We start from the raw sequence: 12,706 nt of genomic DNA on the forward strand, positions 1-12,706 counted from the left end.
CTGCTCTTCCGTGAACCGTGATCGCTTCATTCGTCCGTCCTTTGATCGGGGCGGACTCTAGTTATTTCTGGAGGAGTTTCAGGGGGTCACGTCAGCGCGGACGAACTTTCCGGCCTGAGTGTTGAGCAGAAGGCCTTGGCGGGCGGAGCCGAACAGGGCTTCGCCGCCAGAACAGCCGATTGCGATCGTCGATCCGAAACTGACCCGACGTTGGACGTGGTGGAGCGGTTCGCTCAGCTATTTGGCGTGGACCCGCTGGCGCTGTTGGCCCTCTAACCCGATAGGCGGCAGCTGGCGCACTGTCGCCATCCCGCTGTTGGCGAGGATCGGGCGCCGCCAATCCCCGTCAGCGATCCGGAAAATGCCAACCCTTCCAACGCCCTGAAGAAAAATCAGCGTCACCGGTCCTCGGTGCTCGAAACCCTCGCATACTGAAAGGGTCTCCATCACGGGGAGGGCTCTTGGTACCGGCCCAAGCAGGCGATGGGGATGGAACCGAGCGGGGCCGGCTGGGCCTGGCGGTCGGGTCGTTTCGGGAGGCGGGGCTCAGAAGGTCCCAAGGTCCGGGGCGGACGATGGCGGGACAATCGGGTCGACGGGGCCGGGAAGCAAAAACCGGCCCGTTCCAGGATCAGTCGGAGTCGCCGACGGCCCCTTCCGGGCGACTTTGATCCTGCCCGCCCGAGGGGGAACGTCGATCGGGATGAAACAGGCCCTCAGTCGCCGTCCCTTGAGAAGAACGGTTTCGCGGAGCGGTCAGGTCTAGCCGAAACGCACACACACTATTCACGGTCATCCGGGCTCGGCCCGGACCGCTCCGCGCCTCCCCACCCACTCAGCGGCTTTCCGCGTGAGGACGAGAGATCGTGCCGCCGCCTTCACCCCACCGCCATGTTGTCGATCAGCCGGGTCTTGCCCAGCCAGGCCGCGACCAGGATCCGGCCGTGGGCGTCGCCGATCGGTCCCGGGCCCAGGCGCGACAGGTCGCCGGCCTCGCGGATCTCGACATAGTCCACCTGGCGGAAGCCGGCGGCGAGGATGGCGGTCTTGGCGGTTTCCTCGGCGTCGTCGACCCGACCGCCCGCGGCGACGGCCTGGGCGGCGGCCCTGATCGCGTTCGGCAGGGCCACGGCGGCGGCGCGCTCCTCGGCGTTGAGATAGGCGTTGCGCGAGGAGAGGGCTAGGCCGTCCGCGGCCCGGGCGGTGGGCGCGCCGACGATCTCGACGGGGATGTCGAGGTCGCGGACCACCCGCTTGATGACCTGGAGCTGCTGGTAGTCCTTCTCGCCGAAGATGGCGACGTCGGCCTGGGATTGCAGCAGCAGCTTGGTCACCACCGTCGCCACCCCGCCGAAGAACAGGGGGCGGGCCGCGCCCTCCAGCGGCTCGGAAACGCCGGTCAGGTTGACGGTGGTCGAGAAGCCGGGGGCGTACATCTCCGAGACGTCCGGCGCGAACATCAGGTCGCAGCCGACCTCGGCCAGCAGTTCGGCGTCGCGGGCCTCGCCGCGCGGATAGGAGTCGAAGTCCTCGTGCGGGGCGAACTGCCTGGGATTGACGAAGACGCTGGCCACGGTGCGCCGGGCGCGGGCCTGGCCCAGCTGGACCAGCGACAGGTGGCCTTCGTGCAGGGCGCCCATGGTCGGGATCAGCGCCACGGGCTCGCCGGCCGCCTTCCAGGCGGCGACCTGGGCCCGCAGCTCGGCGACGGTGCGGACGATTTTCAGCGTCGATTTCGCCACGGCGAACTCCTGCCTCGAACAGGCGTTGGCTTATGACGGACGCACGCCCGGGCGTCCACCTGCGACAATGGGTCCACAGGGAAGCAGCCCGGGATTGACGTCGCGCCCTCTCAGAGCGTCTCCTGCGTGTTAATCTTTCATTGAGAGTCGCCGAGTCGGGCGAAAAGAAGGAAAGAAGGCATGGCCGAAACGCGTGTCATCGTCGTCGGCAACGAGAAGGGCGGGGCGGGCAAGTCCACCATCGCCGTCCATCTCGCCACCGCGCTGCTCTATGGCGGCGCCAAGGTGGCGTTGCTGGATCTCGACCTGCGCCAATGCACCTCGATGCGGTTCTTCGAGAACCGCAAGGCCTGGATCGCTGGTAACGGCGTGACCCTGCCCGAGCCGCTGCCGTTCCGGCTCAGCGACGACGACATCAAGCTGGCCGCCGCGCCGGAGGAAGACCAGGTCGCCAGGTTCGAGGCCGCGTTCGTCGCCGCCCGCGAGGCGGCCGACTTCGTGCTGATCGACACCCCCGGCGGCGACACGGCCATCTCGCGCATGGCCCACGGCCTGGCCGACCTGATCGTCACCCCGATGAACGACAGCTTCGTCGACTTCGACATGCTGGGCCACGTCGACCCGGTGACCATGGAGCTGCAGAAGCCCAGCCTCTATTCCCTGACCGTCTGGGAGGCCCGCAAGGCCCGCGCCCTGTCGGGCCAGCGCCAGGCCCTGGACTGGGTGGTGCTGCGCAACCGCCTGGCCACCACCGAGGCCCGCAACCGCAAGCGCGTCGAGGACCGCCTGACGGCCCTGTCCAAGCGGGTGGGCTTCCGTATGGGGCCCGGCCTGCGCGACCGGGTGATCTATCGCGAGCTGTTCCCGTTCGGCCTGACCATCGCCGACCTGTCGCCGCAGGTGCGGCCGGTGCCGGTGTCGTTGCAGCACCTGGCCGCGCGCCAGGAACTGCGGGCCCTGATGCACGCTCTTGGCCTTTCGGCCTATTCCGGGGAAACTCTGCTCGCGGCCCAATAGCGCGAGGGCCGGCGCCGGGATTCACGCTTGATGTTCTATCTGCTGCTGGGCGGCGCGATCCTGCTGTTCGTCCTGTCGGGCCGCGCCACCCGCATCCTGAAGGGCGACGGCTGGCGGATCGGCGCGGGCATAACGGCGCTGCTGGCCTTCGCCGGCGCGGCCTATGCGGGGCTGCGCAGCGAGTGGCCGGTGTGCATCGTGCTGCTGGTCATCGGCGCCTGGAGCGCCACCACGGCCCGCCAGCGCCCGGCGGTCTTCAAGGCCCGCAGGACGGAGGGCGGACCCAGCCTGGCCGAGGCGCGGGCGATCCTTGGCGTCGGGCCGCAAGCCTCCAAGGCCGAGATCCAGGCGGCCTATTCCCGGCTGATCCGCATGGCCCACCCCGACAAGGGCGGCACCGCCGGCCTCGCCGCCCAGCTCAACGCCGCGCGGGACCGGCTGCTGGACGGGAAGTAGGGCTCCAACGCCCCTGGCCTGGACGTCCCGAGCGGCGGCGCCCAGTTCCCGGCGCCGAGCAGCCTCTCGATGCCTGGCTCTCCTGGGCGCGAACGCTAAACCCGCGGCTCGAAGCGGCGGTCGCCTGGACCGGTCTCCAGCAGCCGCCTTGGGGAGGCGTGCAGCGCCACCGGCGCCTGGGCCGCGCCGCGGCGACCCGGGCGAGGGCGCAGGTCGAGATCGTGATGGCCGCAGCCCGCGGATGACGAAGGCTTTGACCATCACGAACGTCCAATGCTTTTGGCCGGCGGCTTCAGCGCGGGCGCCCTCTACCCGCGAAGCTCAGGCCTGGCCGACGACCTGCCGCTGCTGGCCCAGCCCCTCGATGCCCAGCTCCATCACGTCGCCGACGTCCAGATAGACCTCCGGCCGCTGTCCCAGGCCGACGCCGGGCGGCGTGCCGGTGGAGATGACGTCGCCTGGCTGCAGGGTCATGAACCGCGAGAGGTAGGCGACGATGAAGGCCGGCTTGAAGATCATGGTGGCGGTGGAGCCGTTCTGGAACGTCTTGCCGTTGACCTTCAGCCACATCTTCAGGTTCGCTGGATCGGCAACCTCGTCGCGCGTCACCAGCCAGGGGCCGATCGGGCCGAAGGTGTCGCAGCCCTTGCCCTTGTCCCAGGTGCCGCCGCGCTCCAGCTGGAAGGCGCGCTCGGAAACGTCGTTGATCACGCAATAGCCGGCGATGTGCGCCTCGGCGTCGGCTTCCTCGACGTAGGAAGCGGTCTTGCCGATGACGACGCCCAGCTCGACTTCCCAGTCCAGCTTGGTCGAGCCGCGCGGCTTCAGAACCGTGTCGTTGGGGCCGACGATCGCCGAGGTGGCCTTGGTGAACAGCACGGGCTCCTCGGGGATGGGCAGGCCGGATTCGGCGGCGTGGTCGGCGTAGTTCAGGCCGATGCACAGGAATTTGCCGACCTTGCCCACGCAGGGGCCGTAGCGGACGTCCGCCGGCGCGAGGGGCAGGGCGTCGAGGTCCACGGCGCGCAGCTTGGCCAGAGCCTCGTCCGACAGCGTCGCGCCGTCGATATCGGCCACCACGCCGCTGAGATCGCGCACCCGGCCCTGGGTGTCGAGAGCGCCGGGCCGTTCCTGGCCGGCCGTGCCGAAGCGGAGCAGTTTCATGGGATATCCTCTTGACGTGGTCTCGTTGACCCAGCCGCCGTCGATGACGTTAGCGGTACCCGTTGTAAAGGCGGACTCGTTCGAAGGCAGGTTGACGGCGAGGGCGGCCAGCGCCTCCACGCGGCCGAAGCGTCCCTGGCCCGGCGGGCGGCGAACTCGGCATGGGCCTTGTCGCGGTCGCCGGTGTAGCGCCGGCAGGCCGCGGCTTGACGTCGACCGTGTCCGAGGCCGCGCGGCTCGCTCTGGGGGCGTCCTCCTTCTGGCTCAATCGCCGATCGCCGAGGGGCAAGTCCACGCCTTCACCAAGCCAGGCGACCCGCGCGAGATTTCGCGCTCGGTCTGGAGGCGCCCTATGCGAGCGCCGAGCCGAACAGGTCGTCCAAGCGCATGCGAACCTGATCCAGCAGGTCGGCCGCGGACTCGGCGGTGATGTTGGACACGATGGAGCCGAAGTGCTCGTGATCCAGGATCCGCAATCCGCAGACGCCGGAAAGGTGCAGGTCGAACACCGTCATCAGGGCCTTCAGGGCGCCGGTGTCGTTCACCCAGTCCTCCGGCGCGCCGGAGGTCGAAAAGCTGAGCAGGGTCTTGCCGTCAAGCAGCGATTCCATGCCCCCAGCGCTGGGCGCATAGCCGAAACCCATGCTGAACATCCGGTCGACATAGCCCTTGAGAATGGCGGGAGGCGCGTTGAACCAGAAGGGATAGACGAAGATGAAGCTGTCGACGTCGCCGATCAGCCGCCGTTCGGCGACCACATCGGCGGCCGGATGCGCGCCCGACGGGGACGGCAGTTCCTCGGCCTTCAGGCGCGGGTCGAAATCCAGCGCATAAAGATCGCGCAAGACCACGGTGTGGTTGGTCGCGCGCAGGTGCTCGACACAGGTTCGGGCGATGGCCGCGCAGATGCTCGTGGGTTTGGGATGGGCGAGGATGACGGCATGTTTCATGGGGTGGCTCCCAGTCGGCGAGCTTGCCGTGGCGCCAGACTAGCGCCGGAGACGAGACCCGATTTGATCCAGATCAGGGAACGGGGCGCGGCCGGGAACCGTGGCTGATCACCGTCGCCGTGACATGGCGCGGGATCGCCGGTCGCTAAGCGTCAACGGGTTCGAGACGCCAGTCCTTCTGGACGCAGAACAGTTGGATCCGTCCGGGGCGCGAGCCGTAGTCGATCAACGATACCCATCGCGGCGTGAACCGCAGCAGGGCCACGGCGCGCCCGGAAGGGTGGGGCTCGAAGCGAGCAAACTCGGGCGTTCCCCAGATCTTGCGATTGAGCGCATCGACCCAAAGCGGATCATCGATCAGGGTCGCGTGGCCGGCGAGGGACAGGCCCTGGGGTGGACCGTCGGCGTCGCCGCCGATGGCGATCGAGATCCGAGGGTCGGCGGCGATATTGGCGCGTTTCTGACTGTCCTGCGCCACCAGGAAATACAACGTCAGTCCATCGGCAAGATAATTGACCAAGGTCGCTTGCGGCCAGCCGTCAGGGCGCAGCGTCGCCACGCTCATCAGATGGTGGCGCGCCAGGATCGCCCTAACCTTGGCCTCGGGAGAGGTTTGGTCTTGAGCCATGACGTCCTCCTATGGATTTCGCGTGGTCTGACCTAGGTGTTCAGGCCGCGACCAGGTCGGTGAGGCGATCGGGCGCGGCGATGCGAAATCGCCGGCAGCTCTCCAGCGCCACCAGGCCGTCGGCCTGCAGTTGGGTGATCATCCTCGACACGGTCTCGATGGTCAGGCCCAGATGATCGGCGATGTCCTGGCGGCTCATCGCCAGCTCGCTCCAGGCCTCGCCCTGGCGCGCGGCCACGTCAGACAGGAAGCCAGCCACCCGCTCATAGGCGCTTTTGCGCGCCAGCAGCATCATGTGATCTTGAGCGCGGCCCAGTTCCTGGCCCGTGGCGCGCCAGATCAGATGCTCCAGACGCTCGCCGGCCTCCCCGTAATGCTTCAGAGCCGAGCGCCTAGCCACCAGGATCCTGCTGTCGCACAAGGCTTCGGCCGAGGCGCGGTGCGTGAGGCCCGTTTCCAGACCAAACAGGTCGCCAGGATAGTAGAAGCCGGCGATCTGCCGACGTCCGTCAACGAGCAGGCGGGAGGCGCGGACCGCGCCGCGCTGGACCTGGTAGACCATATCGGTCTGTTCATCCTGGGCGTAGATTTCCTCGCCAATGGAGAAGTTCATGCCCACGCCGATCGCGCTGAAGATCTCGACGGGCGAAATCGCCTGAGCGCGCGGGTCAGTAACGTCGGCGCAATCTCGCAGAAAAACTGGCGTGGACATCAAAGTCTCCTTGAGCGGTCGGCCTCAGGGATAGGTGAACGGCGCCGGGCCGCCCATTGGGATGTTTACGTAGTCGCGACCACGACCGGACTAGGACGGCGCCGCCCACCCAGGCTCGTTGCCCCGGCCCTCGCTGTTCCCGACAATGTCCGCGGCGTCGATCCGACGTTCGACGATCCGCAGGCTGGTGTCGTCCGGGCAGATCCGGGCGGTGAAGCCCATGTCGCGCTCAAGCTGAAGGGCGGCGACATGGTCGGCGCTTTCCAGCGAATGGACGACCTTGACGCCCCGGGCGCGCGCATAGGCCAGGACGTGGTCGAGCAGGGTCCAGCCCAGGCCGTGGCCCTTCAGGTCGCTGCGCACCGTGACGGCCACCTCGGCGCGCTCAGGATCGGCGCCGGACGCCAGCATGGCGGTGGCGATGACCGTCCGGCCATCGGCCTCCAAGGCCAGGAAGGTCATGGCGCGGCGGTAGTCGACCTGGGTCATCAAGGCCAGCCGGTCGGCGTCCACGGTGCGCAGGGGTGACAGAAACCGCAGTCGCAGGTCTTCGGTGTCGAGCTGCGCGAAGAAGGCGGTGACGGCCGGGGTGTCGTCGGGACGCACGGGTCTAACGTGGAAGGCCAGGCCACTTCGAGTCCGCAGATCGGCGGCCCATTCCATGGGCACGGGTTGGATGACCAGGCGCGATGGGGGGCTGGTGTCCTGGGTGATCACGATGCGGGCGTCGAGCGCCAGGACGCCGTAGGCGTCGACGCGCAGGGGGTTGATGTCCAACTCCGCGATGTCGGGCAGGTCGACGGCGATCGCCGAGAGCGCTTCCAGGGTGGCGACCACCCCGGCGATGTCGGCTTGGGGTTCGTCGCGATAGCCGGCCAGCAGGCGCGATATCCGGGTTTTGGCGATCATCGCCCGGGCCAGGTCGCCGTCTAGGGGCGGCAGACCCAGGGCGCGATCGTTGAGCACCTCGACCGCCGTGCCGCCGGCTCCGACCATCAGCACTGGACCGAAGGTGGCGTCCTGGGCCAGACCAACGATGAGTTCGTGGGCGTGGCGCAGCGGGACCATGGTCTCCACCGCGAACCCGGTGACCACGGCCTCGGGGCGGGATTGGGCAAGGCGCGCGGCCATGGCCGCGGCGGCGGCGCTGGCGGCCTCGGCGTTCGGGAGATCGAGGGTCACGCCGCCGACGTCGGACTTATGGCTGATCTGCGGCGAGACGATCTTGACGACGTAGGGCGGGGCCAGATTCGCGCAGATCCCGGCGACCTCCTGGACGGTGGGAGCCAGGCGGGTCGGAACGGTGGCGACGCCGTAGGCCTTCAGCAGCGCCTTGGCTTCGACTTCGTTGAGCAGGGTTCGGCCGTCCGCTCGCGCGGCCTGGATTAGCGCCCTGGCGGCGGCGCGGTCGCGGACCTGCTCGTCTTGGCCAGCGGGCGCGGCCATTAGGTTGGCCTTGGCCCGACGCGCGGCGAGGAGGTGGCCGAACGCCCGCGCGGCGTTGTCGGGGGTTCCAAACATCGGAACGCCGGCGGCGCTGAGGATCGGCCCGGCCGCGTCCTGGTTGGCGTCGCCCAGCCAACAGGCGATCACCGGCTTGCGCACGCCGCGTCCGCGAGCCGCCACGACGCCGGCGGCCACGCCCCGCGCGATGTCGCCCGGCTTGGACAAGGCGGTGGGACAGTTCATGACCAGGACCGCGTCGACCCCGGCGTCCGCCAGCACCGCGTCGAGCGCCAGGCCATAACGCTCGGCGGGTGCGTCGCCCATCAGGTCCACCGGATCGCCATGCGGCCAGCCGGCGGGGAGGGCGGCGTTCAGACGCTCCAAGGTCTGCGGCCCAAGCTCGGCCAGAACACCGCCGCCCGTCGCCATGGCGTCCAGCGCCAGGATGCCGGCTCCCCCGCCGTTGGTGATGATGGCCAGGCGCTCGCCGGCCAGGCTTCGCCCGGCGCGCAGCACGGCGGCGGCGTCGAAGAGGTCGGTCAGGGTCTCGACCTGAACGATCCCCGCCCGCTCGAAGGCGCAGGCGTGGACGTCATAGGCGCCGGCCAGGGCGCCGGTGTGCGAGCGCACGGCCTTGCCGCTGGCGGCGTTGCGCCCGGCCTTCAAGGCAATCACCGGCTTGATGCGCGCGGCCGCGCGGGCCGCCGACATGAACTTGGCCGCGTTGGTGACGCCCTCGACATAGAGCAGGATGGCGTCGGTGTGGGGATCGGCGGCGAAGAGGTCGATCAGGTCGCCCAGGTCGACCTCGGCCATGTCGCCCACCGAGATGATCCCGGAAAAGCCCAATTGGCGGGTGTTGGCCCAGTCGATCACGCCGCTCACCAGAGCGCCGCTCTGCGAGATCAGGGCCAGCCCTCCGGGAGCGGGCGCGCCGCGGGCGAAGGAGGCGTTGAGATGGGCGCGGGGGACCAGAAGGCCCAGGCCGTTGGGCCCGACGATCCGCAGGTCGAAGGGTTTGGCGGCCTCCAACATGGCCTGACGCAGGCCGTTGGCTTCAGTGATTCCCGCGGACAGAACCACGGCGACCTTGGCCCCGGCCGCGCCGAGATCGGCGATCGCCTGGGGAACGGCGGCGGCCGGAATCGCGACCACAGCCAGCTCGGGCGGTTCGGGCAAGTCGGCGATGGTCGCCGACCAGCTCGCGCCAACCACCGACAGCGGGCGCGGATTGACCAGATAGACTGGACCGCCGAAGCCGCCGGACAGCAGGTTTTCGACGACCACCTGACCCACGGAACCTTGGCGATCGGAGCCGCCGATCACCGCCACCGAGGTGGGGGAGAGCAGAGGGGCGAGATTGAAGAGCGACATTGCGGCCTCGAGCGTCAAGGCCCGCCGGACGGGCCGTCGGCGGGCAAAGAACGCGCCGAGGCCCTCGCGCGCCATCCGTAGAATCCCGCATGCCGCCTGGCGCCAGGCTTGCCGAACCGGTTTGTAAGCCGCGACGCGAGGAGGCATGATCGACCGCGGTCTGGCCCCTGGGGTGGATGGCCACGACCAGAGAAGGCGAGGCAACATGGCGTCGGGCTCGGCCCTCCAACAGGACCAGATAAGGGGTTACGGCGTCGCTCTGGCGACCTTCGTTCTTTCTGTAGGGATACGTTGGCTCCTGACTCCTTGGCTGGGAGACCACGCCGCCTATCAGCTCTTCACCGCGCCCGTTGCTGTCGCCGCGGCGTTCGGCGGCGTGAGCGCCGGGCTTGGCGCGACCTTCCTGGGTCTCATCGCCGGTTTCGCGTTCAGCCGTCGCGACCCGTTGGACGCCCTGGCGGCGACAGAGGCGCTGACCTTCCTGTTGGCGGCGACGGGCATAGTCCTGGTGGGGGTGGAAATCGGACGACTGCGCCGGCGGTCGGCTTCCAGCGAGCACGGCGCCGCGACCAGGGCTCGGCAGGCCGAAGACCTCGCCAGCGAATTCAACCTGCTGATCGACGGGGCGACCGAGTATGCCATTTGCATGCTTGACCCCGAAGGGCGGGTGCTGATCTGGAACGCCGGCGGGCAAAGGCTGATGGGCTGGAGCGAGGCTGAGGTCGTCGGCCAGGACGTCGCGGCCTTCTATCCACAGGACACCCGGCAGGCGGGCAAGCCGCAGGCTGACCTCGCCAGGGCCCAGGCCGAAGGCAAGATCGAGGACGAGGCCTGGATTCTGCGCAAGGACGGGTCGGAATTCCTGGCCCACGTCTCGATCACGGCGCTCCATGACCAGGCCGGCGCCTTGCGGGGTTTTGGCAAGGTCGTGCGCGACGTCACCGACCAGCGGGCCAGCGAACGGGCCCTGGACGCCGGCGCCGAACATCTGCGTTCGATCCTGTCCACGGTTCCCGACGCCATGGTGGTCATCGACGAGCGGGGCAAGATCCTGTCGTTCAGCGCCGCCGCCGAACGCCTTTTCGGCTTTCAGGAGACCGAGGTGCTGGGCGAAAACGTTCGCTGCCTGATGCCCTCGCCCGACAGCGAGCGCCACGACGCCTACATCCAGCGCTATCTCGACACCGGCGAACGCAGGGTCATCGGCATGGGCCGCCTCGTCGTCGGCTTGCGCAAGGATGGCACGACCTTTCCGATGGAGCTGTCGGTCGGCGAAGCCATCGGTCATGGCCCGCGGGTGTTCACCGGGTTCGTCCGTGACCTGACCGATCGCCAACGCACGCAGGCGCGACTGGAGGAACTCCAGGCCGAGCTGATCCATATCGCCAGGGTCAGCGGCATGGGGACCATGGCCTCGACCCTGGCCCATGAGCTGAACCAGCCGATCACCGCCGTCGCCAACTATGTCGAGGCGGTGCGCGATCTCCTGGCCCAGCCGGATCCCGACGACCTGCCGATGATCCGCGAGGCGCTCGACGACGCGGCCGGCGAGGCGATGCGGGCGGGCCATATCGTTCGGCGGCTGCGCGATTTCGTCGCCAGGGGCGAGGTTGAAAAGAGCGTCGAGGACCTGCCGTCCGTCATTCACGAAGCCGCGGCCCTCGGCCTGATGGGCGCCCGCGACCAGGGGCTTGATCCGGTGTTCGATCTTGATGCGCAGGCCACGCCCGTCTTGATCGATCGGGTGCAGATCCAGCAGGTGGTGATCAACCTGGCGCGCAACGCGGTGGAGGCGATGAGCGGCGCCGAACAGCCCAAGCTCTGGCTTCGCACGCGCGATCAGGGCGATGGGCTGGTGCGGGTGACGATCGCCGACAATGGCCCCGGCGTCGCGCCGAGCATCGCCGGGCAGCTGTTCACGGCGTTTGTCAGCACCAAGACCGAGGGCATGGGACTGGGGCTGTCGATCTGCCGCACGATCGTCGAGGCCAATGGCGGCCGCATCTGGCATGAGCCAGGGCCAGACGGCGGTTCGCAATTCCATTTTACGTTGGTCAAGGTCGATAAGGAGGCCATCCATGAGCGCTAGACGGATGATCCATATCGTCGACGACGAAGAGGCGATCCGTCGCTCGGCCGGGTTCATGCTCAAGACATCGGGCTATGCTGTCTCGACCTACGCTTCGGGTGACGCCTTCCTGCAGGCCGCCAAGGAGGCCGAGCCGGGCTGCGTGCTGCTGGACGTGCGCATGCCGGGCATGGACGGGCTGGAGGTTCAGCAGGTCATGGCCGAGCGCGGCATCGCCATGCCGGTCGTGGTCCTGACCGGACACGGCGACATCACCGTGGCGGTTCGCGCCATGAAGGGCGGGGCGGTCGACTTCATCGAGAAGCCCTTCGAGAAAGCCGTGCTGCTGACCGCCATCACCGCTGCCTTCGAGCGGCTGGACGATGTCCAAGCCAGGGCGACGCGTGCGGCCGACGCGGCGGTCGCCATCGCCGCCCTGACCAGCCGCGAACAGGATGTCCTCAGGGGCATGGCCCAGGGCCTTCCCAACAAGACCATCGCCTTCGACCTGGGCATCTCGCCGCGCACGGTCGAGGTCCATCGCGCCAATCTGATGGCCAAGCTGCAGGTCAAGAGCCTCTCCGAAGCGCTGCGCCTCGCCTTCGCCGCCGGTTTGCAGGACGAGGCCTAAGGGGCTCTACGTAACGACCGCCCTCGTTCGTCATGGGATGCTCACGTCGCGACCCCTCCTGGTCGCGGCAAGCAGGCGGACATGACGCAAGCGCTTCCCATCAAGGCCGAGGACCGCGCGCGGCTGTTGCTCGTCGAAGACGATCCCGGCGTGCGCCGTTCGCTGCAATTGCTCCTGCGTGGGCGAGGCTTCGAAGTCCGCGCCTACGCCTCGGGCCTGGCGCTGCTGGCCGATCCAACAGCCCTCGGTGCGGTGTGTCTGGTCGCCGACTACCGCATGCCCGAGATCGATGGCCTGTTGATCCTGGGGCGGTTGCGAGACTTGGGATGGCAAGGCCAAGCGGTGCTGATCACCGCATTTCCTTCGGCGCGTTTGCTCGATCAGGCCCTGGCGGCGGGCTACAGCCGCGTCGTTGAGAAGCCCATGGTCGAAGCCGCCCTCGTCGACGCCGTCGAGCGCGCCGTGGCCGGGCGCTGACGTCTACGTATTACTCCCAACTGCCAGGCGCCTCCGACGGC

General features: G+C 68.6%; 11 protein-coding genes. 5 read left to right on the top strand and 6 right to left on the bottom strand.

All coding sequences use genetic code 11. The annotated features are described in order from the left end of the window. Positions 1-878: 878 nt before the first annotated feature. A complete protein-coding gene (panC, locus tag EV278_RS22805; RefSeq protein WP_132096353.1) occupies positions 879-1,742 on the bottom strand; it encodes a pantoate--beta-alanine ligase in 864 nt (287 codons plus the stop codon). A 180-nt stretch (positions 1,743-1,922) separates the two neighbouring features. On the opposite strand from panC, the gene EV278_RS22810 reads away from it, so the two are divergent. Both EV278_RS22810 and EV278_RS22815 read left to right on the top strand, forming a co-directional pair. Then, the gene (locus EV278_RS22810) at positions 1,923-2,759 is read left to right on the top strand and encodes a division plane positioning ATPase MipZ (protein ID WP_132096355.1); all 837 of its coding nucleotides are present in this window, start codon (positions 1,923-1,925) and stop codon (positions 2,757-2,759) included. 30 nt (positions 2,760-2,789) lie between these two features. Next, on the top strand, positions 2,790-3,215 hold the full coding sequence (locus EV278_RS22815) for a DnaJ domain-containing protein (RefSeq protein ID WP_132096357.1): 426 nt from the start codon (positions 2,790-2,792) through the stop codon (positions 3,213-3,215). A gap of 321 nt (positions 3,216-3,536) precedes the next feature. Here the strand turns inward: EV278_RS22815 and EV278_RS22820 are convergent, their stop codons facing one another. The 5 genes from EV278_RS22820 to EV278_RS22840 form a co-directional block, all read right to left on the bottom strand. Beyond that, the gene (locus EV278_RS22820) at positions 3,537-4,379 is read right to left on the bottom strand and encodes a fumarylacetoacetate hydrolase family protein (RefSeq protein WP_132096359.1); all 843 of its coding nucleotides are present in this window, start codon (positions 4,377-4,379) and stop codon (positions 3,537-3,539) included. Between the two features lie 350 nt (positions 4,380-4,729). Further along, the gene (locus EV278_RS22825; protein ID WP_132096361.1) at positions 4,730-5,329 is read right to left on the bottom strand and encodes an NAD(P)H-dependent oxidoreductase; all 600 of its coding nucleotides are present in this window, start codon (positions 5,327-5,329) and stop codon (positions 4,730-4,732) included. 145 nt (positions 5,330-5,474) lie between these two features. Further along, positions 5,475-5,957: a pyridoxamine 5'-phosphate oxidase family protein gene (locus EV278_RS22830; RefSeq protein ID WP_132096363.1), complete on the bottom strand. Its 483-nt coding sequence runs from the start codon at positions 5,955-5,957 to the stop codon at positions 5,475-5,477. A 40-nt stretch (positions 5,958-5,997) separates the two neighbouring features. Continuing rightward, entirely contained in the window at positions 5,998-6,669 is a 672-nt protein-coding gene (locus tag EV278_RS22835) for a helix-turn-helix domain-containing protein (protein WP_132096365.1), read from the bottom strand. A gap of 90 nt (positions 6,670-6,759) precedes the next feature. Continuing rightward, a complete protein-coding gene (locus EV278_RS22840; RefSeq protein ID WP_165916749.1) occupies positions 6,760-9,489 on the bottom strand; it encodes a bifunctional acetyl coenzyme A synthetase (ADP forming), alpha domain/GNAT family N-acetyltransferase in 2,730 nt (909 codons plus the stop codon). Positions 9,490-9,865: 376 nt separating this feature from the next. Between EV278_RS22840 and EV278_RS22845 the strand changes: the two genes are divergently transcribed. The 3 genes from EV278_RS22845 to EV278_RS22855 all read left to right on the top strand — a co-directional run bounded on the left by EV278_RS22845 (position 9,866) and on the right by EV278_RS22855 (position 12,665). Further along, complete coding sequence (locus tag EV278_RS22845; RefSeq protein ID WP_243692303.1) at positions 9,866-11,578, top strand: PAS domain S-box protein; 1,713 nt, start codon at positions 9,866-9,868, stop codon at positions 11,576-11,578. Next, entirely contained in the window at positions 11,568-12,188 is a 621-nt protein-coding gene (locus EV278_RS22850) for a response regulator (protein WP_132096368.1), read from the top strand. Before EV278_RS22845 ends, EV278_RS22850 begins: the two co-directional genes overlap by 11 nt. 81 nt (positions 12,189-12,269) lie before the next feature. Continuing rightward, positions 12,270-12,665: a response regulator gene (locus tag EV278_RS22855; protein WP_132096370.1), complete on the top strand. Its 396-nt coding sequence runs from the start codon at positions 12,270-12,272 to the stop codon at positions 12,663-12,665. Positions 12,666-12,706: the final 41 nt, after the last annotated feature.

It is taken from the genome of Caulobacter sp. BK020 (genome assembly GCF_004342605.1).
Lineage (GTDB): Bacteria > Pseudomonadota > Alphaproteobacteria > Caulobacterales > Caulobacteraceae > Caulobacter.